This is a genomic window from Burkholderia sp. AU33423 (assembly GCF_002223135.1).
Classification (GTDB): domain Bacteria; phylum Pseudomonadota; class Gammaproteobacteria; order Burkholderiales; family Burkholderiaceae; genus Burkholderia; species Burkholderia lata_D.
This window is the reverse complement of sequence record NZ_NKFH01000009.1, coordinates 300,299-322,182: the sequence shown is the minus strand read 5'-3', so window position 1 is coordinate 322,182 and position 21,884 is coordinate 300,299. Positions and strand designations below refer to the sequence as shown.

Annotated in this window: 20 protein-coding genes; 9 read left to right on the top strand and 11 right to left on the bottom strand. The window is 66.8% G+C overall.

Annotation, left to right across the window (positions count from 1 at the left end; translation table 11 throughout):
- The first annotated feature begins 609 nt into the window (after positions 1-609).
- A complete protein-coding gene (locus CFB50_RS39740; protein WP_256979403.1) occupies positions 610-990 on the top strand; it encodes a hypothetical protein in 381 nt (126 codons plus the stop codon).
- A 53-nt stretch (positions 991-1,043) separates the two neighbouring features.
- On the opposite strand, the gene CFB50_RS34455 is transcribed toward CFB50_RS39740, so the two are convergent.
- Both CFB50_RS34455 and CFB50_RS40345 read right to left on the bottom strand, forming a co-directional pair.
- On the bottom strand, positions 1,044-1,820 hold the full coding sequence (locus CFB50_RS34455; protein WP_089448911.1) for a class I SAM-dependent methyltransferase: 777 nt from the start codon (positions 1,818-1,820) through the stop codon (positions 1,044-1,046).
- Between the two features lie 113 nt (positions 1,821-1,933).
- On the bottom strand, positions 1,934-2,068 hold the full coding sequence (locus CFB50_RS40345; protein WP_006767081.1) for a hypothetical protein: 135 nt from the start codon (positions 2,066-2,068) through the stop codon (positions 1,934-1,936).
- Between the two features lie 399 nt (positions 2,069-2,467).
- Here CFB50_RS40345 and CFB50_RS34445 point away from each other — a divergent pair, with 399 nt between their 5' ends.
- Complete coding sequence (locus CFB50_RS34445; RefSeq protein WP_089448910.1) at positions 2,468-2,917, top strand: hypothetical protein; 450 nt, start codon at positions 2,468-2,470, stop codon at positions 2,915-2,917.
- A 70-nt stretch (positions 2,918-2,987) separates the two neighbouring features.
- On the top strand, positions 2,988-3,800 hold the full coding sequence (locus CFB50_RS34440; protein WP_089448909.1) for an alpha/beta fold hydrolase: 813 nt from the start codon (positions 2,988-2,990) through the stop codon (positions 3,798-3,800).
- A 90-nt stretch (positions 3,801-3,890) separates the two neighbouring features.
- Here the strand turns inward: CFB50_RS34440 and CFB50_RS34435 are convergent, their stop codons facing one another.
- The 3 genes from CFB50_RS34435 to CFB50_RS34425 are packed head-to-tail and all read right to left on the bottom strand — an operon-like array spanning position 3,891 to position 7,962.
- Positions 3,891-5,879 (bottom strand): DUF4034 domain-containing protein, encoded by a 1,989-nt coding sequence (locus CFB50_RS34435; protein ID WP_256979402.1) that lies wholly within the window; start codon positions 5,877-5,879, stop codon positions 3,891-3,893.
- Between the two features lie 14 nt (positions 5,880-5,893).
- On the bottom strand, positions 5,894-6,676 hold the full coding sequence (locus CFB50_RS34430; RefSeq protein WP_089448907.1) for a DUF1266 domain-containing protein: 783 nt from the start codon (positions 6,674-6,676) through the stop codon (positions 5,894-5,896).
- Positions 6,670-7,962 (bottom strand): hypothetical protein, encoded by a 1,293-nt coding sequence (locus tag CFB50_RS34425; protein WP_089448906.1) that lies wholly within the window; start codon positions 7,960-7,962, stop codon positions 6,670-6,672. The genes CFB50_RS34430 and CFB50_RS34425 overlap by 7 nt, the downstream gene beginning before the upstream one ends.
- 611 nt (positions 7,963-8,573) lie before the next feature.
- On the opposite strand from CFB50_RS34425, the gene ampC reads away from it, so the two are divergent.
- Positions 8,574-9,743, top strand: coding sequence for a class C beta-lactamase (ampC, locus tag CFB50_RS34420; protein ID WP_089448905.1), 1,170 nt, complete (start codon positions 8,574-8,576; stop codon positions 9,741-9,743).
- Positions 9,744-9,770: 27 nt separating this feature from the next.
- Here the strand turns inward: ampC and CFB50_RS34415 are convergent, their stop codons facing one another.
- Positions 9,771-10,142 carry a cupin domain-containing protein gene (locus CFB50_RS34415; RefSeq protein ID WP_373452989.1) on the bottom strand — a complete coding sequence of 124 codons (372 nt, stop codon included), beginning with the start codon at positions 10,140-10,142 and terminating at the stop codon, positions 9,771-9,773.
- 186 nt (positions 10,143-10,328) lie between these two features.
- Here CFB50_RS34415 and CFB50_RS34410 point away from each other — a divergent pair, with 186 nt between their 5' ends.
- Positions 10,329-10,991, top strand: coding sequence for an ankyrin repeat domain-containing protein (locus tag CFB50_RS34410; protein ID WP_089448904.1), 663 nt, complete (start codon positions 10,329-10,331; stop codon positions 10,989-10,991).
- A 25-nt stretch (positions 10,992-11,016) separates the two neighbouring features.
- Here CFB50_RS34410 and shc read toward each other — a convergent pair whose 3' ends face one another.
- Positions 11,017-13,071 (bottom strand): squalene--hopene cyclase, encoded by a 2,055-nt coding sequence (shc, locus tag CFB50_RS34405; protein ID WP_089448903.1) that lies wholly within the window; start codon positions 13,069-13,071, stop codon positions 11,017-11,019.
- A gap of 52 nt (positions 13,072-13,123) precedes the next feature.
- Here shc and CFB50_RS34400 point away from each other — a divergent pair, with 52 nt between their 5' ends.
- Positions 13,124-13,825, top strand: coding sequence for a TetR/AcrR family transcriptional regulator (locus tag CFB50_RS34400; RefSeq protein ID WP_089448902.1), 702 nt, complete (start codon positions 13,124-13,126; stop codon positions 13,823-13,825).
- Positions 13,826-13,901: 76 nt separating this feature from the next.
- Here the strand turns inward: CFB50_RS34400 and CFB50_RS39735 are convergent, their stop codons facing one another.
- Complete coding sequence (locus tag CFB50_RS39735; protein WP_179254271.1) at positions 13,902-14,054, bottom strand: hypothetical protein; 153 nt, start codon at positions 14,052-14,054, stop codon at positions 13,902-13,904.
- Here CFB50_RS39735 and CFB50_RS34395 point away from each other — a divergent pair.
- On the top strand, positions 14,044-14,487 hold the full coding sequence (locus CFB50_RS34395) for a GNAT family N-acetyltransferase (RefSeq protein ID WP_089448901.1): 444 nt from the start codon (positions 14,044-14,046) through the stop codon (positions 14,485-14,487). The genes CFB50_RS39735 and CFB50_RS34395 overlap by 11 nt on opposite strands.
- Positions 14,488-14,635: 148 nt before the next feature.
- On the opposite strand, the gene CFB50_RS34390 is transcribed toward CFB50_RS34395, so the two are convergent.
- Positions 14,636-16,384 (bottom strand): cholesterol oxidase substrate-binding domain-containing protein, encoded by a 1,749-nt coding sequence (locus CFB50_RS34390; RefSeq protein ID WP_089448900.1) that lies wholly within the window; start codon positions 16,382-16,384, stop codon positions 14,636-14,638.
- A 921-nt stretch (positions 16,385-17,305) separates the two neighbouring features.
- On the opposite strand from CFB50_RS34390, the gene CFB50_RS39255 reads away from it, so the two are divergent.
- Entirely contained in the window at positions 17,306-17,764 is a 459-nt protein-coding gene (locus CFB50_RS39255; RefSeq protein WP_144020741.1) for a hypothetical protein, read from the top strand.
- Between the two features lie 184 nt (positions 17,765-17,948).
- The gene (locus tag CFB50_RS34380) at positions 17,949-18,770 is read left to right on the top strand and encodes a helix-turn-helix domain-containing protein (RefSeq protein WP_373452988.1); all 822 of its coding nucleotides are present in this window, start codon (positions 17,949-17,951) and stop codon (positions 18,768-18,770) included.
- 307 nt (positions 18,771-19,077) lie between these two features.
- On the opposite strand, the gene CFB50_RS34375 is transcribed toward CFB50_RS34380, so the two are convergent.
- The gene (locus CFB50_RS34375; protein ID WP_256979401.1) at positions 19,078-20,175 is read right to left on the bottom strand and encodes a helix-turn-helix transcriptional regulator; all 1,098 of its coding nucleotides are present in this window, start codon (positions 20,173-20,175) and stop codon (positions 19,078-19,080) included.
- Complete coding sequence (locus CFB50_RS34370) at positions 20,172-21,875, bottom strand: cyclic peptide export ABC transporter (RefSeq protein WP_089448896.1); 1,704 nt, start codon at positions 21,873-21,875, stop codon at positions 20,172-20,174. The genes CFB50_RS34375 and CFB50_RS34370 overlap by 4 nt, the downstream gene beginning before the upstream one ends.
- Positions 21,876-21,884: the final 9 nt, after the last annotated feature.

The window sequence follows — 21,884 nt, the reverse complement described above, 5'->3', positions numbered from 1 at the left end:
GATTGTTTAGTTAAGCAAACTGAAAATTCGGGAAACGTCTTGTAGTGAATAAACAGTCGTTGCGGCACTGTAAGCCCTATGGGAAGCATGTGACGTACCGGGAGAAAGGGCGGTGGAGGAGACGGTTGCGGCAGCAACGATCGTCGCCGGGTGTTCGCATGTGAAAGTCCGCGTGACGTCGCCTGGGGGGGCAGTCGACGTCACGCCGCGCGGCATCGATGTGCCGCGCAGGGTCGCAAGCCAGGCAGCGTGCCGGATGATCGTCGGCGCCGGATCAATCGGTCACCGCGAACAACGTCGCGCTGGCGCTCGCGAGCGACGGCAAGTCGATGAGCGGGCAGGCCGTCGCGCCGGCATTCTGCACGCCGTACGGCACGGTGTGGAATGCGCCCATATATTTCTACGCGACCTCCGACAAGCCGCTGCGCAAGCAGGCGGGCACCTCGGCGGTGAATACCGCCAGCAACGGCGCGGCGTTCGGGCGGCAATACGCTGGCCGAGAACGTCTATTGGCGGCAGCGCGACGCGGGCGACGACACATACGCGTCGCTCGACACGATGCCGGGTGCTGCCGTGTCCGTCAGTGCTTAGTCGGCCGAGGCCGACGACGTGACGACGCGCATCACGGTCGACGTCGCGAACATCGGCGCCGCCGTCGCGCTGATGACGCACCTGCAGGTGTTCGATCCGTCGACCGGCGCGCGCGTGCTGCCGGCGTTCCACAGCGACAACTACCTGAACCTGTTACCCGGCGGGAAGCGGCAGATCACGATCGACCTGCCGCATGCGCGGGGCGCGCCGGTGTCGCGCGTCGCGCTGCGCGTCGACGGGTGGCGGCTCGATCGCCCGAACTGCGGCTGGGGTTCGGCGGCGTGCCGGTCGTGTTCAACGAGCGCGCGCTGGCGGTCGCGCCGGCCGTGCCGACGTTCGCGGCCTGCTGACGGCGGTGTGTGCTGCGTGAGGGCGCGCCAAGCGGGAGCGAGCCGGTGAGCGCCGCGTGAATGCGCGCGGTGGTCGTTGCCTGCCGGATAGCCGCCAGGCCGCTACTGCTTGAGGAATTTGTCGAGCCAGCGCGGTGTCGCCGCGCGATCGAAGACGACGTGCAGCGACTCACCGAATGCGCCATATTCGAGCCCGTGGCGTTGGGCAAGCAGCGTCAGGGACTGGGCGGTGTGAAACGAGATGTGCCCGTTGCGCGGCACGCAGTACCACCACTGATCGATGCCTTGATCGAGGATATCCCGGGTGATCAGCGACGTCTGGAACAGCAGCGCGCCGTCGGGCTTCCGATGGCGCATGATCTGGTCGAAGAGGTCGACCGGCGCCTGATGATGCTCGAACACCTCGAATGACAGGATCGTATCGAAGCTGCCTTCGGGCGGAAGCGGGTGCGAAAACGGATCGTACGACGTCACGTCCGGGAAGCCGCGCGATGCCAGTTTCCGTTCCAGCAAGCCCAGCCCCGAGCCGAAATCGAGCACCCGGCCTTCCCGCATTTCCGGAAAGCTGGTGCAGATCAGGTCGGCATGCTGTTGCGGACGGATCTCGAGATACTCGGGGTCGTGGCGCGGGTAGTCGGCGTTATAGACATGCTGCGCGAAATCGTCGTGGGTCCAGCTGTCGAACATCGGGGCCCACGTGAAGCCGCATTGCTCGCACGCATGGTAGTAGACTGGCACCCCCGCATACGGGTCGACCTTTTTCCCGGCAATGAAGTCGGCGCCGCAGCGCGAAAAATCGACCAGGCCGCAGATGGGCGCGTGGGCAGCACACACTTTGCAGGCAAGGGCCGCCGGGTGGCGATTCAGGTCGTGATTCAATTCCCGTTCTCCTGTTCTCGCCAGCGACGCGTGCGTCTGACGGATGGTGCGGGAGAGGCTATCACAATCGCATCGGCCATCGCGGCCGTACGCGGTGGCGTCGCCAGGCGTGTCTACGGGCGCAGCAGGTCGAACCCGCCGAATACGACGACACCGCTCAATACGATCATCGCGACGGAGTGCTGGCCGAAGTAGAGAATCGCGGCGGCAAGCCACGTCGTGATGCAGAAGGCGCCAATGCGGGCCATCGTGTGTTCCTCGAATGCGTGATGAAGTGCGTGTGCGCCGCGCTGCGTTCGCCGCTCGACATGGCGAGCGGGGCACACGGGCGGACGGAAAGGCGACCCGCGCAGCCGCGACCGCGGCGCCGGCACGTGCTGCGTGCCGCGCCCGGAAGGGCGGGAGTCGAGGCCGGCGGCATTGCGCGCTCGTGCCCGGAGGCGATTGGCGCGCGAATGCCGCTGGCGAAGCCGCGATTTTACCAGCGCCGCGGTGCCGCCAATCTGGCCCTTTCGCGGCTAAAACCGATGATCTTCGGTCAAATCAGTCCGTCCCCGATACTCAAGTTTCGTGTGACGAATGCCGTAAACATTCTGGAAGGCGTTTCCTACTCCGTCATGACGCCTCCCAACACATGGACCGACATCATGCAGATCGACTTCTCGACGACGACGCGATCCCCGCTGGCCGACAGCAGCGCGACCGCAACCAGGCCCGCCGCGACGTCGTCCACCGGCGACGCCACGAGTACCACCGGCACGACTGACGCGACCGGCACCTCCGGCACGAAGGATTCGACCGGCGCCACCGGCCAAACGCTCGGCGCATCGGGCGCGTCGTCGGACGACCCGGCGATCAGCCAGTTGAAGGCGCTGATCGAGCGGCTGCAGAAGCAGCTCGCGGCACTGGAGCAGCAGATCGCGAGCGCGGGCCAGCGCGCGAAGGACGACCCGGCCGCAGCGATCCAGCAGCAGTCGCTGAGCGCGCAAGCCAGCGCGATCTCGGGGGCGCTTTCGACCGCGATCTCGCAACTCGCGGCGGCGATCGAGAAATCGGGCGGCTCGCAGGCGGGCGGGCTGGTGTCGACGCAGGCCTGACCGGTCGCGGCCGTGTCGACCGCACGCATTACAATCGCCAGCACGTCTCCCTCGACAGGACGGCTGAACGATGAATGCGGAACGCAACGACGACGACCTCGCCCGCTTCGAGTCGCAAGGCGGCACGCCGCTGCCGGCGGCCGACGAGCAAGGATGGCTGGAACACGACGGCGCGCGCATCTGGCACGCGTCGTTCGGCCATGGCCCGGCGGTCGTGCTGCTGCACGGCGGCCTCGGCCACAGCGGCAACTGGGGCAACCAGGTGCCGGCGCTGCTCGCGGCCGGCTACCGCGCGATCGTGATCGACAGCCGCGGCCACGGCCGCAGCACGCGCGACGATGAACCCTATTCCTACGAACGCATGGCCTCGGACGTGCTGGCGGTCCTCGACGCGCTGCACGTCGATCGTGCGCGCTTCGTCGGCTGGAGCGACGGCGCGTGCATCGCGCTCGTGCTGGCCGATCGCGCGCCGGAACGGGTGGCCGGCGTGTTTTTCTTCGCGTGCAACATGGACCCGAGCGGCACGAAGGAGATCGTGCCGAGCCCGCTGCTCGACCGCTGCTTCGCGCGGCACCGCAAGGACTACGCAGCACTGTCCGCGACGCCGGACCAGTTCGATGCCTTCGTCGCGGCCGTCAGCGAAATGATGCGCACGCAACCGGATTACCGCGCGCAGGATCTTGCGGCGATTGCGGTGCCGGTGGCGATCGTGCTGGGCGAGCACGACGAATTCATCCGGCCCGAGCACGCGGCGTACCTGGCGCGCACGATTCCGGGCGCGACGCTGACGACCCTGCCCGGTGTGAGCCATTTCGCGCTGCTGCAGCGGCCCGAGCGGTTCAACGCGGCGATGCTGGCGTTTCTCGACCGGCTGCCGGGGTAATTCGCGGGACGACCGCGGGCTGACCTTCCGGTCGAGATTCGGACGGCGCGCGCGGCCCGGCCGCGGGCTCGCGCATTCGCCGCCCGGGGCTCAGACCATCGCGTTGTCGGCGCCGGGAATCTCGTGCGCCTTGATCTGCTTGCGCTGCATCTTGAACCGTAGCCTCGCGAGCATGCCGTCCTCGTAGTTGATGCGCGTGATGGTGCGCACGAACTCGTTGTCCGGTGCGATCGCCTGGGCGCCCATGATCCAGCGCACGCCTTCGCGATAGTCGTAGAGCGACTTGTCGCCGATGTCGGCGAGGCAGAACGACAGCGTGGCCATCGCGGCGGGATGGCCAGCTTCGGCATGCTGGCGCAGTTCGTCGAGATAGCGATGGCGCGACGCATGATCGTGGATGTCGCTGATGAACATCAGCATGCTCTCGAGCGCGTCCGTATGCCCCATCTCGTGCGCCTTGCGCGCGGCCTCGACGGCCTCGACCTGCATGCGCGCGCGCTCGGCCCGATCCGTGCTGGTCTGGCCGATGTGGTGGTACGTGTATCCCAGCTTATAAGCGGCCACGTTGCCGCCGGCCTCCATCGACTCGCGGAAGTAGTGGGCGGCGCGGTAGGGGTCGGCCTCGACATGCGTGCCGTCCCTGTAGAAGCAGCCGAGCAGGTAGCCGCATGAATCTCCGCCCGCCTCGTAGCCGAGCTGGCAGATTGCAAAGGCATCGGCCGGGCGCCGGTTTTCATCCTCCATCGCGGTGGCGAGCTGGTTCCATGCGAGCGAGCCGGGCTCGTTCAGGCGCGCGGCTTCCAGCCATGCATCGCCGCGCGCATCGTCCTGTGCGAAGCCGAACGTGCCGGTGCGATGCGCGTAGCCGCGCAGGATCATCGCCGACGTGCAGGCGCGTGCGTCCGATGCACGCTCGATCGCGCCGGTCAACCAGTCGCCATGCGGATCGAGGGCGAGCATCAGCCGCAAACCCATCGCCATGGCGCGGTTGTCGTCGATCGGTCCGTTGCGTTCGGCTTCCTGCAGGCGGGCGTACGCCTGTTCGTCTTCGTTGCGCATGAAATGGCTGCGCGCGAGCCAGTGCAGCGTCTCCCAGCGGTGATACGGATGCAGCGCGGCGTTCGCGCGTGCGAGCGTCGCGGCCATCGCGCGGCGGGTAGCGTCGTCGTCATCATCCGAATCCAGCGTCTCGCCGTAGTACTCGTCGCGCCAGATCTCGTGGCGCAGCCGGTCCTTCTCGACCGCGTCGAGGTGCGCACATGCGTCGGAATCGATGAATGCGCGGACGTGGTCGTGCGAGCCGCCCCAGCGCGGCTGCATGTACCAGATGAACGTGCGCATCGAGAAGTACTGGGTCGGGTGGATGTGCAGCGTCGCCTCCATCCAGTACCACTTTTCCTTGCGCAGCTTCTTGCCCTGGACGGGGCCGGGCAGCGCGTCGGGAAATTCCGCCGGGCAGGCGACCGGCTCGTCGGGATTCAATCCCGAGCGCGCGAGCATGCGCTGCAGTTCGGCGCGCGTGGCTTCGTCTTCGGCGCCGACGTTCAGGTGCAGTTCGGTGACGGGCCAGCGGCGCTCGCGCACGAGCTGCGTGAGCCACTCGGGCTCGCCGAACGACGACACGCTCGTGAAGATCACCTTCGGCGCGCTCCACATCGTCGGCGCGAGCACCAGCGCGCGCAGCGCGGCGACGATCGTCAGCGCCGCGCACGCATGCGCGCCGATCCAGCCGGCTTCGGTCACCGTCTCGGCCCAGCCACCGCCGCGATACTCGTACGCCCAGTGGTGCCAGTAATGCGCTTCGCACAGCCACGCATGCGCGGAGCGCGGGTTCGCGGCTTGCCATGCGCGCAGGCGCGCGAGGCCTTCGGCGCCGGCTTCGATGCACGGTTGCACGTCGGCCGGCAAAGCGTCGACGTACCGCGCTTCGGCGGTGCGGTCGGTGAAGCTGGCGGCGAGCGCGGCATCGAGTTGCATGTCGAGCGCGGCAAACTCGCCTGCGCGCAGCAGCGCGTCGACGTCGCAGATGAACCAGCGGGATTTCGCGGGCGGAATCAGGTCGGCGGGAACGGAGGACATGTCGGTGTCGGCGGTCATGACGAAACGGGTTGGGGATCGAAGATGCGGTAGCGCTTCCACGGCAGCGAAAGCCAGTTTCCGGACGGATTGCGCAGGTGCTCGCGCACTTCCTGTGTCGCACGCGACGATGCGGGGCCGTCCTGGCCGCTGCCGCGCAGCCAGTGCTGGCGCGCGCGTGCATACGCGAGCCCGAAGTCTTCCCAGCTGTCGAAGCTGTCCTGCGCGCGCTGGGCATTGAGCAGCAATACCACCCACGCATGCTGTTCGGACGCCCAGCCAAGCAATGCGATGCAGCGCACGAGAAACGCGGTGCGCGCGCAATCGAACGCCAGCGCATCGCGCACGCGGCCTTCGGCCGCGAGCTGTTCGTAGAAGCCTTCGTGCGAGCGGCCGACGCCGCGTATCCAGCCGGCGAGGATGGCCGGCACGCGCTGCACGACCTGCCACTCGGGCAGGTCGGCCGGCAGGTCGAGTTCGCGCCGCAACTGGGCGGCGAGCGTGTTGCGCTGCGCGTCGGGCAGGGCGTACACGAGCTCGTCGCAATCGCAGCGCAGCCCGTTGCGGATCAGCAGGATGTCGGCGAGCGCAAGCGACCAGCGGCGGCGGTTCGGCGGCGTCTGGTCGGCCAGTGATTGGGCGAGCTTGACGGCGGCGGTCTGCCGGACCGTGACCGCGGCGTCGGCGCCCGCGACCTGGTCGGCGTCGACTTCGCGCACCATCCGCGCGGCGACCCGGATCGACCGCCACACGTACCACACGACCCACAGCACGGCTGCGCCGATCAGCCATTTCAGCATGGCGCGCTCCCGTCCGCCGGCGCAGGCAACGCGAACGTCGCGCACAGCGCGGGATCGATCGCGATGCCTTCGATCTCGAACGCGGTTGTTACCGGCGGTGCGCCGCCGGGCGCTTGCGCGGCCGGCAGCGCATCGGCCGGCAATGCGTGGCGCGCGGCCGCTGCAACGGCCGGATCGATTTGCCGAAGCTGGCCGAGCGCATAGGGCGCGTTGCGCAGCAGCAGCCATTGCAGTACGGCCGGCGGGTGCGGGAAATGCTCGATCAGGTGGAAGTTCTGGCTCATCACGCTCAGCAGATGGTCGGGCGAGCGCACGTCGGTGACGAAGGTCCATTCGCCGCCGGCCGCGCCGTTCGTTTCCGGTTCGAACACGAGCCCCATGCCTTCGCAATCGGGATGCCGCTCGCCGTGCGGCGCGAGGGCGCGCAGGAACTGGCGGACGTCGTCGGCATAGCGGCGCACCGGATGGCGGTTCTGCTTGCCCTTGATCTGGTCGATGCGCAGGCCGTTGCCGGTCACCTGCAGGCTGATCGTCACGTGCGGCTGGTTGCCCGCGCCGCGCAGCGTGAACAGGCGCAGCCGGCCCTCCTGCGCGGCTTGCGCGTACTGTTCGCCGTACCCGCCGCGCAGCCGGCGGCGATCCGCGAACTGGCCGAGGCAGTGCTGCATGTAGTAGGACTCGTAGGCGAGCTCCTCGCGCAGCGCCGCATGATCGCCCACGAATTCGAACACGATCCCGTTCGGCGTGCGCAGCACCTCACGCAGCGCGAGGCCGCTGCTCGGCACCCAGCCCTTGTCGCGACGGGCCTGCATTCGCTGGTGCTCGCGCTCCCACATGTCGAGCGCCATCGCGCACGTGATGCGCTGCAACTTCTGCGCGAGCCGCGTGCCGGCGCGCGAGCGCAGGAATTCGACCAGCACGCGCTCGCGGTCGGTCAGCAGCATGTGCTCGGGATCGATGAAGTAGAGCGGCTTTGGCTCGGCGGCCGGCAGTGGCACCGGATCGGCCGCCGTGCCGGAGGCCGGTTGCGGACGGAACCGGCGCACGAGCCAGTCGGGCGCCGGCCGGTCGGCGCCGGCGAGTGCGCGGTAGTCGGCAATCGAATCGAGCGGCTGCGCCTGCTCGAACGCGCCGACGACCCAGCGGAAGAAGTGGTTGCCGAGCCACGCGCGGATGTCGGCCGGATCGCCGCGCTCGGCGCTGCGGCGTGCGATGGCCGCCTTGATGTCGGGCGCATTGACGACATCGCGCGGCCGATAGGCGGACGCGGCCACGGTTTCGGTCACGGGGTTACTCTCCGGTCAGGCAGGGCGTGCGCGGGCCATGCGCGCGGGACCCTGGCGGTTCTTTCGGCTGGCGGGCGAAGCGGCGAACGGGCGCGCGAGCGGGGCGCGGCGGCGTGGCGTGTTCCCGCTGCGGGGCGGTCGATGCGTGAAAATCACGCGACCGGGCAGCAGCCAATGACGCGGGAGCAGGCGATCAGCGAATGGCGATTCATTGTTTCTCTCAGGATGGTCTTATTTTTTGCTTCCGCGAGTCTACTGCGATCCGCGCGGGGGAATCAATCGCGCCGCGTGCCTGCGTATGCGGATCTGACAAGACTTATCTCTTTTTCACCGATTTTCGATGCGTTGCGATTCGGCCGCCGGATTGCATGCTGTTAAAACCGACAGGTTTTTCCGGCAAAACAAGGAGCGGCCCGGGAATGGCATCAGGTCAACGCAGTGCTTCGCGTATCTCATAAGTTTTTCTTTAGGCTCGCGCAACATATCGTCGATTGTTGGCGGCGGATCGAGAGGGGATAGTCCTGCTTCGGCGGGCCGGCCACCGCGAATACCGCATGGCGTGGCCGGAACCGTTGTTCACGCAACCATCAGAAATCAAAGGAACCGCAACCATGCGATTCAACGCGACACGCTTCGCCGCGACCCTGTTCGTCGCCGCGTGCGCCACCGCCACGGCCGGCCACGCGGCCGCCGTCACGCAGGACGACCTCCACGACACCGTCACCCGCCACATCGCGCCGTTGATGAAGCAGTACGCGATTCCCGGCATGGCGATCGGCATCGTCGCCGACGGCAAGCCCTACGTATTCGACTACGGCGTGATGTCGACGCAAACCGGCAAGCCCGTCACCGGCGATACGCTGTTCGAAATCGGCTCCGTCAGCAAGACGCTGACCGCGACACTCGCGGCCGATGCGCAGGAGGGCGGCGAACTGTCGCTGGCCGATCCCGCGGCCAGGTACCTGCCCGCGGTGCAGGGCAAGCCGTTCGGCGTCGTGACGCTGCTCAATCTCGGGACGCACACGCCCGGCGGCATGCCGCTGCAGGTGCCCGACAGCATCCGCGACGACGCGGGCCTGATCCGCTATCTGGAAGCGTGGCGGCCCGCGTATGCGCCGGGCACGATCCGCACGTACTCGAACGTCGCGATCGGGATGCTCGGGTGGCTCACCGCGAAGGCGATGCACAAGGATTTCGCGGTGCTGATGGAGCAGCGGCTCTTTCCCGCGCTCGGCATGACGCACACGTACATCAACGTGCCCGACGCACGCAAGGCCGACTATGCGCAGGGCTACACGCAGGACGGCAAGCCGATCCGGATGACGGGCGGCATGCTGTGGCAGCCGGCCTACGGCGTGCGGACCACGGCGGCCGACCTGCTGCGCTTCGTGCAGGCGAACATGGGGCTGATCGAAACCGCGCCGCGCCTGCAGCGCGCGCTCGAACGCACGCACACCGGCTATTTCCGCGCGGGGCCGCTGACGCAGGACCTGATCTGGGAGCAGTACCCGTATCCGGTCGCGCTGCCGACGCTGCTCGAAGGCAACTCGATGAAGATGCTGCGCGACGGGATACAGGCCACCGCGATCAAGCCGCCGCTCGCGCCGAGCGCGGATACGTGGATCAACAAGACGGGCTCGACCAACGGCTTCAGCACCTATGTCGCGTTCGTCCCCTCGAAGCGGATCGCGATCGTGATGCTCGCGAACCGCAGCTATCCGAACGAGGACCGCGTGAAGGCCGCATACGGGATCCTCGGCGCGCTCGACGGCCGGCGGTAACGTTTCCGCCGCCGGGGCCGGTGCTGCTTACGCCGGCGGTTGCTCTTCGTAGGCGACGAAGATCTTCCGCGTGCGCTGGACCACTTCCCACGTGCCGCGAAAGCCCGGCGGAATGACGAAGCGATGGCCGGCGCGCAGGGTTTTCGCGTTGCCTTCCTCGTCGGTGATCACCGACGTGCCTTCCAGGATCTCGCAGTACTCCGCTTCGGTGTACGCGACCCGCCAGCGGCCGGGCGTGCTTTCCCAGATGCCGGTCGAGAAACGGCCGCACGGGCTCGCGAAGCCGGGGGTGAGGGTCTGCAGCGGGTCGCCTGCCAGCAGCTTCTCGGGCGGCACGCGGTATTGCACGGGTTCGCCGTTCGGCGTGAGGGCATCGGTGATGGCGGTAATGTCGAGCACGGCTGGCATCCTTCGTCGAAGTGAAATGAACGCGCCGACGGCGCGTTCGCATGATTCCATACTTGCGGGCGGGTTTGGCGGTTGCCGGCGCCGCTTCTCGTGTCGCGAACGCACGGCCGTGACGAACGCTTATGATGAGCGGACGACGCGCCGGCTGGATGCGCGAGCGGCGAAAGGAGAAGACGGTTGGGCATCACATGGGATGGAATCACGGGCGCTGATGTGCTCGACGACGCGCAGGTCGCGAGCCGGCACGCGTTGGCCGACGCGGCGCGCGAGGGCGACTGGGCGACGATGCTCGACTGCATCGCAAAAGAGTACAAGCTCGTCAACGCGACGCGGCTCGGCGGGAAGTCGCTTCATACCCCGCTGCACCAGGCTGCCTACGGCGGCGCGCCGCAAGCGGTCGTCGTCGAACTGTTGCGGCTCGGCGCGTGGCGCATGCTGCGCGATGCAGACGGCGCGCGCCCGGTCGATATCGCGGCGCAGCGCGGGCATCGGCACCTGATCGATCTGCTGACGCCGCAGCCGCGACGCTTCGTGCCCGACGAAACGCTGCGCGACATCCAGCGTCACTTCCACGAGATGATGCTCGGCCGCATCGCACACCTGCGCATCGACGCGCTGCGCCTGCCCGAACTCGAACCGCTGCTTGAACTCGACGCGCAGGCCGACAGCGTATGGTTCGGGGTGCCGGGCATGGTCGGCGGGTTCGGCTACGCGCTGCACACCGACGGCGCCACGGCCGTGCTCGTGTCGAAGAGCTGGAGCCGCGTGGTCGGCGGCTCGGGCCAGCGGCACGAGATCTCGGCGCACGGCTGCACGCTGGTCGAAGAGGGCTTCGTGTGACGGCCTTGCGCCGTCACGTTACCGCTCAGGCGACAACGGAGTCCGTTGCCGAGGCAGCCGTCGCACTGTGCGCGGCCGACGCCCGCGCCGCCGCCGCGCCCGCCAGCCGCCGATAGCGCGCGAGCGCCCACAGCGGGAAGTACGCGGTATAGCCGTGATACTTCAGGTAGAAGATGCGCGGAAAGCCCGGCGCATTGTGCGAGCGGTGCCACCAGAAGCCGTCTTCCTGCTGGACCGACAGCAGATACGCGATGCCGCGCTTCACCGAATCGGATTCGCAGTCGCCGAACGCCATCTGCGCGAGCAGCGCCCACGCGGTGAAGTTCGACGTGCTCTCGCCGCCATTGGTGCCGCCCAGCTTCGGGTCGATGTAGCTGTCGTTCGTCTCGCCCCAGCCGCCGTCCGCATGCTGCCGCGAGCGCAGCCATTCGATCGCGCGTGCGATATACGGCTGCGACTTGTCCTCGCCGGCGAGCGCGAGGCCTGCCAGCACGCTCCACGTACCGTAGATGTAGTTCGTGCCCCAGCGGCCCCACCAGCTGCCGTCGGGCTGTTGCGTGCGCTTCACGTAGTCGATGCAGCGTGCGACCGATGCGCGTTCGTCCACGCGTTTCGTCACGCCGAAGCACAGCAGCACGCGGCCCGACACGTCCTCGGTCGGCGGATCGAGCAGCGCGCCGTGATCGGCGAACGGGATCGCGTTCAGGTACATGCGGTCGCAGTCGGCGTCGAATGCCGCGAAGCCGCCGTTGCGCGATTGCAGCCCGCGCATCCAGTCGAGCGCGCGCGCGACGCGCGCCGCATACGGGTTCGTGCCGTCCGCGTTGGCATGCGTGCGGCCGCGGCGATCGAGCATCGCGGTGACGACCGCCGTATCGTCGATGTCGGGGTAGTACGGGTTCGCGTACTGGAACGCCCATCCGCCCGGCTGGACATCGGCCGGCGCGTTCTCGATCCAGTCGCCGCGCAGGTCGTTCACCTGGCGTTCGGCCAGCCAGTCGTACGCGCGTGCGATGCGTTCGTCGAGTGCGCGCCGTGCGTCGCCCGGCTCGCCGTCTTCCGCCACCGCCACGCCGCGCGCCTGCTCGAGCGCCATCGTGCTCCACGCGGTATCCCACACCGGCGACAGGCACGGCTGGCAGTACATGCTGCCGTCCGGCCGCGTGACCAGCAGCTTCTCCAGCGCGTTGTCGCAATCGCGCCGCAGCGGATGGTCGTCCGGGTAGCCGAGCACCTGCATCATCTGGTTGGCATACACGATCGGCGGGAAAATGCCGCCGAGCCCGTCCTCGCCGTTCATGCGCTCCGCGCACCACGCCTCGGCATGGCGGATCGCGCGCTGCCGCAGGCGCTTCGGCAACAGCGGCTCGACATGGCGCACCGTGCGGTCGAGCGCGAGGAACAGCCTGCGCATGCCGCGCGCGGGCGGGAAGTACTGGCGTTCCTCGTCCGGCGGCGTGACGAACAGCTCGCGGATCGAGATGTTGCGCGGATTGCGTGCGCGCGCCTTCAGCGAGCACAGCACGAGCAGCGGCACCATCGTCGTGCGCGCCCAGTACGCGACCTTGTACATCGAGATCGGCACCCACTTCGGGAACAGCACGAATTCGATCGGCATGAACGGCGTCGCGCGCCACGGCACCTGGCCGAACGTCGCGAGCAGGATCCGCGTGAACACGTTCGCACGGGCCGCGCCGCCGAGCTTCAGGATCGCGTCGCGCGCGCGGACCATGTGCGGCGCCTGTTCGCTGTCGCCGGCCGCCTTCAGCGCGAAGTACGCCTTCACGCTGCACGACACGTCCGGCGCGCCGTCGACGTACAGATCCCATGCGCCGTGCGTGTCGAGCCGCTGGATCGCACGCAGGTAGCGCGCCATCTTCTCCTGGCGCACGTCGTCGATCTTGTCCATGAAATGCATCATCAGGATGTATTCCGCGGTGATCGTCGCATCGGATTCGAGTTCGAAACACCAGCTGCCGTCGGGCTGCTGGAGACGCACGAGGGCGTCGCGTCCACGGGCGATGGCGGTGTCGAGCGCGGACCAGGGGGAGGAGGTCGGTGTAGTCATGCGGCGGATCATACCATCCGGCCGGAATGTTTATATCGAGACGCCGGGTGCTACCATCCGCTCCATGAAAAAACACCTCGAACCCGCGCCGCGCGATGCGTCCGCGCCCGTCGAACCGGCTGGAACGGCCGGTGCACGGGCGCCTGAAGCGTCATCGGCGCCAGCTGCCCCCACCGCCGGCGTGCGTCGGAAAAAAGCGCCGGATCAGGTGCGTGCGCAGTTGCTGGCGGCTGCGTCGGAAATCGCGACACATCACGGCGTGGCCGCGTTGACGCTCGATGCGGTGGCCGAGCGTGCCGGCGTGACGAAAGGCGCGCTGCAGTATCACTTCGCGAACAAGCAGGGGCTGCTGGATGCGCTGTTCGGCCAGGCGACCGAGCGGTTCGCCGCACAGATGGCCGCGCGGGTGGCGGCGGATGCGGGTGGCGCCGGCGCGGTGGCGCGGGCCTACATGCACGCGGTGCTCGACGAGTCGCATTCGGTCGCGAGTACCGATGTGCTGCGCGTGCTGGTCGCGTCGATGATTACCGACCAGGACACGCGCGCGCGCTGGTCGGTGCCGATGCGGGAATGGACACGGCCCGACCCCGTGCCGCTCGAGCAGGCCGCGACGCTGATGATCTGCCGGCTCGCCGCCGACGGGCTGTGGATTTCGAAACTGCTCGACAGCCTCGAGATATCCGCCGAATTGCGCGCGGAGATCGGCCGGCAGCTCGACGCGATGAGCCACGGCGTGTTTCCGAAGGGGCGCGACCGCGCCGCGTGATGCATGCGTCGTGCCGCCTGGCCGCCCGGGCGCCCGGGCGCCCGCGCGACTGCCGGCATCGCCGCGCGCGTCGATGTCAACGGCACGGGCTGGCCGAAGCCTCGGCGGTGTCGCATCGCACCGCATCAGCCGATGCCTCGCCGATCGCGTGCTGAACGACGGCCGGGTTTTCCAATCGATAGACGTGCCCGCCGTCGAACGTGCGGAGCAAGCGAATCATGAAGATCATCGTACGTGACGCCGTGGCCGCCGATACGCCGGCCCTGTGCGAGCTGTTCCTGCGCTCGCGCCGCGAGACCTTCGTCTGGCAGCCGACCGGCGCGTTCCGGCTGGCCGACTTCGCGGCCCAGACGGAAGGCGAGCGGCTGACGGTCGCCGAGGACGAAGGCGGGCGACTCGCCGGCTTCGTGTCGGTCTGGGAGCCCGACCATTTCATCCATCACCTGCACGTGCACCGGTCGCATCACCGGAGCGGCGTCGGCCGGGCGCTGCTGCGCGCGCTGCCGGGCTGGCCGGCCACACCTTACCGGCTCAAGTGCCTGCGCGCCAACACGCCGGCGCTGGCGTTCTATGCCGCGTGCGGCTTCGTCGAGATCGGCGCCGGCCGCGCGGAAGACGGCGAGTACCTGCTGCTCGAGTCCGGCGGCAAGGACGGCCCATGACCGTCCACCTGCGGTACTGCCTGCGGCAGGCGGCGTGGTGGGGCACCTTCGGCCTCGCGCTGCCGGCCGCCACGTCCTGAATGACCTTGAACCTGCACGGTTCGCGCATCGTCATCCGTTCCATGGCAGCCGGCTTGCGCCGGGATCGCTACGGCATCAGCCGGTCGAGCAGCGGCGACCGGAAGATCCGGTGCGGGTCGTAGCGTTCGAGGGTCGCGCGCGCCGTATCCCAGCTGCTCGACGACGGCTGGCCTTCACGATGCAGGTTCGGAATCGTGGTGGTGAGCATCGTGTCGTCCTGCCAGGCGGCCGTGTCGGTATAGGCCCAGCCCTTCGACCATTCCGGGCGCACCGTCGCATACGAGCCGGTGTAGTTCGCGAGCATCCATTGCTCGATCTCGCGATAGAAGCGATCGGCGGCCGGCGTGCCCGGCAACGTCAGGATGTCGAACCACACGGCGGTATCCCATTCCGGCCGGTCGGGGCGCGGCTTGAGCGCGGACAACGCGGGCACGACCGCGCCCGCGCCGGCATCGGCCGGCTTGTCGAGCCCGGTGACGCGGATCTCGACGGGACCGTTCATTGGATATTCGCCGCGCGCCTTGTACGTGTCGACGCGGTTCTGATAGAACTGCACGAATTCGCTGATCACGCGCTGCACGTCGGCGCGCCGCGCCAGTACCGCGTAGCCGTTCGCGGTGACGCGCAGCGTCGTCGGCCGAATGTACTGCAGCACGGTGCGCGACCAGCCCCAGATGTCCCCGCTGAGCGTGAGTGCGAGACCGGCCGTCGTGATGGCCAGCTGCGTCTGGCCGAACAGCGGCGTCAATGCACCTTCGCCGCCGATCACGATCCGCTTGACGAGATCCGAGATGGTCTGCGAGATCGAATCGGAGAACGGATAGTTGTACGGCTGCGTGACGGCGCGCGACAGGAACGGCTTGCTGGGCGTCGGCGTCCAGACCTTGAGCCACGGCTTGGTCGTGAACGGGAACCAGATGGCTTCCACCCGGCCCGAGCTTTCGAGAAACGACGCGATCGTGCGGCCCGTCGTGCCGGCCGAGGCAAACAGTTCGGATGCCGGAATATCGACGTAGCTCTGGCAGCGTAGCCGCTGGTTCGGGCCTGCCGTCAGCGTGACTTCGACGACGAACGCCCGCCCGATGTGCGCGAGGAACGCGCCGATCTCGGGATCGCTGCGCTCGAAGCGGCGCAGCACGTATTGCTGCCGGGCCGGATCGAACACGACCGCGGTGAGCGCGACCACGAGATTGCTCAGCGAGCCCCAGGTATGGCCCGGCTGCAAGGTTTCACCGGCCGCCGGCACGGCGGTGCCGTGTGCATCGATCGCAAGCGCGCCGCCGAGCGTGATGTCGCCCGGTGCCGGCGCGGCAATCACGCCGAGGCCATACGGCTCGAGCGTCGCGAGCAACGATTCCAGCGAAACGCCCGTTTGGGCGGTGACGCGCGCCGGACGCGCCGACGTGTCGACGGAGACGGCCGTCAGCGACTTCGTCGTATCGAGCAGCACGAGCTTCGCGGCGCCGGCGCCCGGGTCCAGCGTCAGCGGCGACCAGTTGTGCATGTAGCCGCGCGGGCGTATCCGGTAGCCGTTTGCGCGCGCCCAGTTGACGGTGGCGACGACGTCGTCGGCGGAGCGCGGCGCGGCGGTCCATACGTCCTGGACGGCGATCTCGCCGCTCCAGTTCTGGAACGCCTGCTTGTAAAGCGGGATGTCGGCCGGGAAGCCGGGCGGTGTCTCGCCGGCCGTCCGCGCGTGCGCCGCAATCTGGTACAGCGGTGTCCAGCCGGTGACGATGCCGGCCGCCGCGAGCTTCGCCATGTCGGCCAGGAAGGCGCGACGCGGCGCAGGTTCGTCTCTGAAGTCGTGACTCATGGTGTGCTCCAATTTTTCGGAATTGTTTTGCAGATTGGAAAGACGACAAATGACGCGTTGAGACTCGTGTGGCAATTCGAGCAGGTGCGGCGCGCGGGAAGCATTGCACGTGAATGGGCGAGGATTGAAAAAGACGGCGCGTGCGGCAATGCGCGGCCGCGCATCACCACGGACGTCTAAAAGGAAATCGAAAAACCGCGGGGCGAATGCTGCAATTGGCCGTCGGCCTGTTCTGTCGGCAGGCAGATAGGGAGATTCGACGGAATCGCGTGTGGCGAAGCGCTAGCCGCGACGATCGATAAAAGATGATTTCACGTGAATATTAATCTGCATGTTTCGATTTTTTAAATAAACCCGTCCGCAGTTCAAGGTTGATTGATGATGCGTTGTGTATTTCGGTCGAAAGCGTAGCAATTTATCTATCGGGTGACAAGCGATGGAGTTGACGAATTTCCAGTCATTTAATATGGAAATTTTGTGACGGGAAATGGCTTCGCCCTTTGTGGATATTTTGCAACGCCGGTCTCGGCGGCACGCAGCCGTGGGCCGGGAGCGGAAATTATGCTTTGCCGTCGCGCATATTGAATCGATTGTTGAATGAATCGAAATAACGTCCGGAAAATAATACTTGAATCCAGGTCGGTGAGCGGAGGGTATGGTGAAATCCGACAATTCCTCTCTCGAATACGGCTCCCGGGCAGAAATTTGTGGTATGCGCCGCTTGGGGGATTATTACAAAAGTTCGTGGTAAACGGATGTCGATTTATCCGTGTATTCATAATAATGCTAATAAGCGGCTCGCAGATCGATTGATATCCGGTTCGCGAACGATGTGATTTAAAAAAATAGATGTCGCGGAAACTGCAAATGTCTTGAATCGTCGCTATCATACGCGGCTGGGATATACATGGATCAAATTCAATGGAAAGAATCGTTTCTATTTTCGATCGAGATTTTTCGTTGAATTCGCCGGGGACGCGCCCGTTTCGAGTCGGCGCCGGGTTTTCCGATTCAGGTCTTCAGCACGTCTGGCGGCGGCGCGTTTTCATCCGGCAACGCGCATCGACTGAAATGGACGTTTCGGCCTCGTGCGGCTTCGCCCGTCATGAACGTTCATCAAGGCGGCACCGATCGCCTCGTGCTGGCCGATACGGAGGAAACATCGTGCCGGTTTCACGCTCGTCATCGGCCGGTTCGATCGTCCGTGACGAGGCGGCGCCCGCCGCGCCTGAAGATCGTTCGCACGCGCATGGCGTGTTCCGGATCGCGGGCGGGCGCGTTCGCGAACGGGTCGCCGATCCGTCGGGCGAATCGCAGCCGGCCGTCGAGTGGAACGCGGCCGCCGCCCCCGTGCCCGCACGCGATCTCGCATCGGGCTGAACCGGGAACGGCGCGCCGTCGTTTCGCGCGAGCCGGACGCATCGGCGCGCACTGGCGGCGGCGCGTTGCCCGCCTGGGAACGCGCGCGCCGCAGCGCGACCCGACGCGCGCCGCGCACACCGTGCCGGCTCGCCCGCGCTGGCGTTGCGCCATGTCCTCAAGCACGCACAACAAGGAGAGTCAGATGTTCGCGAAGCTCGGGAAGGTGATTTCGAGCGCCGGCAGTGAGCGGTTCGCATCCGACATGCATGCATTGCTGGTCGAATCGATTCCGCTCGCGATCACCCGGATGACTGAATGGACGCTCGACGAGCCGGCGGGCGAAGTCGTTCGCGTGCAATCGCTCGGCGCGTTCGGCGCGCCGGGCGACAACGCGCGTGGCGCGCCGGCCGCGCAATGCGAGCGGGAACCGGCAGCGCATCCGCCGTTGAACCGGATCCTGGCGGCCTGCGACCGGCAGCTCATTCATATCAATCCGCTGATGCGGCGCGGCAATGGCGGCGAAGTCACGCCGCCGCGCGGGCCGGGCGGCGGATTTCAGTGCCATCTCGTGTCGGGCAAGGCGAATCGCCGCTACGTGATCTCGCTGCATCGCACGGCATCGCATCGCGACTTCTCGTTGCAGGAGATGTCGTTCCTGAAGAATTTCGCCGATACGCTGCTGCCGCTCGTCGAGTGGCATGCGTCGACGCGTCGGCACGGCGAGCTTGAATGCGCGACGGCGCCCGGTGCGACGGCAAGCCTGCCCGGCGTCGAGGCGCTGCGCCACGAGTTCGAATCGCGGCTCGCGCGCGCGAGGGTCGTGCTGTCGGCGCGTGAAAACGAAGTGTGCCTCGGCCTGCTCGCGGGCAAGATGCTGCGCGAAATGGCCGGCGAGCTCGGTGTGAAGGAGAGCACGATCGAGACGTACATCAAGCGCGCCGCGGTGAAGCTCGGCATCAGCGGCCGGCACGGGCTCACGAAATGGATGATCGATGATTCCGTACCGCGCGCGTCGGCGGCGTGACGCCGACACACTGCCGGCGCGCGACGCAAGCCGCCGGCCGGCGTGCCGGGATGGCGGCCGCGCGTGCCCGCGCCTGCGCGCGTCGTCGCGAGCGATGACGATGATGTCGCCGGGTGCGGCAGCGCGGGTTGTGCTGCCGGCCGGATTGCCGGCGTGCGACGCGAGGGGGAGGCCGGCGGTAGCCGTCCCATGGTGTTTCGCGCGTCGCCTGCGTCGGCGTCGCGCGCGCTGAAGTGCCTGGCGTGCCGCACCTGAGGCACCTGACGCATGCCGCGCCGCCGGATGTGCGTGTTCGGGTCGCGGGCTCTCAGGTTCCGATGCGCGGCGACGCGTAGTCGCGCCGCATGCTTCTCATGCCGTCCCTGCCTGCTTCCGTCGCGGCCCCGGCCGTCTCGTCGAGCATCCAGCGCGTCAGGCCATGACGCCCGCTGAAGCCCAGCTTGACGGCGGCCCGCTTCAGGTAGGTCTCGACGGTGCTTTCGCGCAGCGCGAAACGCATGGCGATGGCGGGCACCGTGTCGCCGGCCAGCAGCGCCGTGCATGCCTCGATCTCGCGCGTCGACAGCTTGACGCCGACTTGCTGCAGACGCTCGGCGAACCGCCGCGCCACGCGCTCCCGGCCCGATTGCGTCGCCGGCGGCGCGGCGATGGTCACACGGGTGGCCGGTGGAGCCGAATCGAGCGCCGCGACATGGCTTTCGACGATCGGAAACAGCACGTGCGAGAGTTCCTTGAGGAAGGTCCGCTCCTGCGACGAGAAATCGTCGAACGTACACGTGCGATACAACGAGATCACATAACAGTGGCCCCGCTTGCGGGTCACGAGGTGGAATTGCGCGTAACGCGGCGACACGACCGCCGCCTGCATGAGGATGAAGCGGTCGAGCTGCGCGTGGATCGGGTCGTGGCCGGCGAGCGTGTCGTCGACGTACAGGGGGCGCGCGCCCGGGCGCGGCGGCATCTGCGGCCCGTAACAGCCAGCGGCCGCGCCGGCCTTCGCGAGCGCCGCGCCGACCGCGCCGAGGCTGCGCACCGCGGGATCGCCGTCAGGCGCGTCGTCGACCGCAAGCTCCGAAATGCGGATCTCGTCGACGGGGACCGCCGCGGCGATCAGGTTGTACATCATGCGGGGAAAGCGTCGGCTCCCGCTGCTCGAGATCGCTTCGCCGACGTGTGCGAACAATCTGCTGAACTCCATGAAGGGATTCCTGATGAGACGTTGAAGCTGCGCGTGTGCGCATGAATGCCGACATGATTTAAACATCCGCCTGCTTACGCGTCTGTAACGGATTGCCGGGACAGCCGAAGCCTCGCCGGTCGTCGAATCCGGTACGGCGCACGACGTCGGTTCCACCCGCCCGCGACAGACGGCGCGCACCTTGTCCGCATCCGGATCGCGGCTCATCCGGCGGCCTCGGCCCGGACGGCACACAGGGCCGTATCGGAGAAGATGCGGCCGCTATCCAGGCGAATGACCCGATCCGCCAGCTTGAAGTACTGATCGTCGTGGGTAATGATGACGACGCATTTCCCGCGGGATTTCAGGTCGGGAACCAGCACTTCATAGAAAAATCGCTTGAAGACCGGATCCTGATCGGCGGCCCATTCGTCCAGGATATAAATCGGACGATCCTCGATGTACGCGCACAGCAACGCCAATCGCTTGCGTTGCCCAGTCGACAAAGCCCGGGTGGTTGAGTAGGTCCGGCCGGAAATCTCGATCTTGTCCGCCAGCTTCAGCGTGTCGAGGTATTTCCGGGCAAGCTCGATGCTTTCATTGCCCCGATCCGGTCCGATGATCCGGTTGAACAAGTGGAAATCGGTGAAGACGGCGGAAAACAGGTTTCGGTACTGCTCCCTGGCATCGTCGTCGATGATTTTTCCGTCGAGGGAAATCGTTCCGCCGGTAGGCGCATAGAGGCCGCTGAGGACCTTGCCCAACGTGCTCTTGCCGCTGCCGTTTCCGCCGATCACATAGACGAGTTCGCCGGCATGAATCGTCATGTCGATGGGGCCGAGCACGAAGTCGACCGACGACGCGTTGTCACGGTAGTTCATCGTCACCGCTTTCAACTCGATGACTTTCCATGACTTCGCCGACGGCGATTCCACGGAGCCCGCACGGAACGGTTCCTCGTGTGAAGCTTGCGTGTCGTCGATCAGAAAGCCGAATTCCGCCAGCCGGGCGAGCGCGGTCTTGCCTTCGGCCACCACCGGCAGGATATTGATCAGCATGGTCAAGGGCCCCAGCATGTAGAGCACGGCCAGGATGCTCGCCGTGAGGACGGAGGGATCCACGACGCCGAGCGAAGGTACGCCGAACAGCAGGAATCCAAGCAGGACCGCAACGGTGATCTGGCCGATGCTGTCGCCGCTCATGAACCAGAAGCGTTCGATGTAATTGAATCCCGCCACGCGCTTCGATGACAATTCGATCGCGGCCCGGGTAAACCAGCGCCGTCTGGCCCGGTTGAGCTTGAGCTCCTTGATTCCGAACACGAGGCCATGGGTGTATTCGTTGAACTGGACGAATTCGTCGCGAACCCGCTCCGTGAAATTGACCGCCTTTCGATAGAAGAACAGGTAAAGCACCAGGCCGACGATGGTCAGGATGATCGTCGACGCGAACACGATCCACGAGAGATAGGCGAGATAGGCGATGCTGCAGATCAGGACGACTGATTGAACGATGATCGTTGGTATCGTGAGCAGGGTCTGGCTCAGCTGCGGAATGTCCTGGGTCAGCATCGTCAGGACATTGGGCGCGCCGCGTCTGTCGATTTCATCCAGCGGGGTCGCCAGGATCCTTTTGCACAGGTTGACGCGCAATCTCGTCATGACTTTCATGCAGGCATAGGAGGGCATCACGGCCGCGCCGCTCCTGCAGACCACCGCGATGACGTTCACCGCGATGAACATCAGCAACAGCGTCTGTCGATCATCGCGATCGTGCAGCACGGTGCTGATCAACCCGACGCCCACGATCGACGCGATGCCGCTGACGAGGCCCGTCAGGACGGTGCCCAGCGTCAGCCAGGGATGACTGCGCCACATCAGGGTGACGGCGGAATGCCAGGGCGGCGATTTGCTTTGAGCGGAATCCATGAGTGGCCA

Bases quoted from the DNA above. Each gene is read 5' to 3' on its own strand.
- CFB50_RS40345 (WP_006767081.1), bottom strand. From the start codon at position 2,068: ATGGCCCGCATTGGCGCCTTCTGCATCACGACGTGGCTTGCCGCCGCG.
- CFB50_RS34445 (WP_089448910.1), top strand. From the start codon at position 2,468: ATGCAGATCGACTTCTCGACGACGACGCGATCCCCGCTGGCCGACAGC.
- CFB50_RS34440 (WP_089448909.1), top strand. From the start codon at position 2,988: ATGAATGCGGAACGCAACGACGACGACCTCGCCCGCTTCGAGTCGCAA.
- CFB50_RS34435 (WP_256979402.1), bottom strand. From the start codon at position 5,879: ATGTCCTCCGTTCCCGCCGACCTGATTCCGCCCGCGAAATCCCGCTGG.
- CFB50_RS34430 (WP_089448907.1), bottom strand. From the start codon at position 6,676: ATGCTGAAATGGCTGATCGGCGCAGCCGTGCTGTGGGTCGTGTGGTAC.
- ampC (WP_089448905.1), top strand. From the start codon at position 8,574: ATGCGATTCAACGCGACACGCTTCGCCGCGACCCTGTTCGTCGCCGCG.
- shc (WP_089448903.1), bottom strand. From the start codon at position 13,071: ATGATCCGCCGCATGACTACACCGACCTCCTCCCCCTGGTCCGCGCTC.
- CFB50_RS34400 (WP_089448902.1), top strand. From the start codon at position 13,124: ATGAAAAAACACCTCGAACCCGCGCCGCGCGATGCGTCCGCGCCCGTC.
- CFB50_RS34395 (WP_089448901.1), top strand. From the start codon at position 14,044: ATGAAGATCATCGTACGTGACGCCGTGGCCGCCGATACGCCGGCCCTG.
- CFB50_RS39735 (WP_179254271.1), bottom strand. From the start codon at position 14,054: ATGATCTTCATGATTCGCTTGCTCCGCACGTTCGACGGCGGGCACGTC.
- CFB50_RS34390 (WP_089448900.1), bottom strand. From the start codon at position 16,384: ATGAGTCACGACTTCAGAGACGAACCTGCGCCGCGTCGCGCCTTCCTG.
- CFB50_RS39255 (WP_144020741.1), top strand. From the start codon at position 17,306: ATGGAAAGAATCGTTTCTATTTTCGATCGAGATTTTTCGTTGAATTCG.
- CFB50_RS34380 (WP_373452988.1), top strand. From the start codon at position 17,949: ATGTTCGCGAAGCTCGGGAAGGTGATTTCGAGCGCCGGCAGTGAGCGG.
- CFB50_RS34375 (WP_256979401.1), bottom strand. From the start codon at position 20,175: ATGAGCCGCGATCCGGATGCGGACAAGGTGCGCGCCGTCTGTCGCGGG.
- CFB50_RS34370 (WP_089448896.1), bottom strand. From the start codon at position 21,875: ATGGATTCCGCTCAAAGCAAATCGCCGCCCTGGCATTCCGCCGTCACC.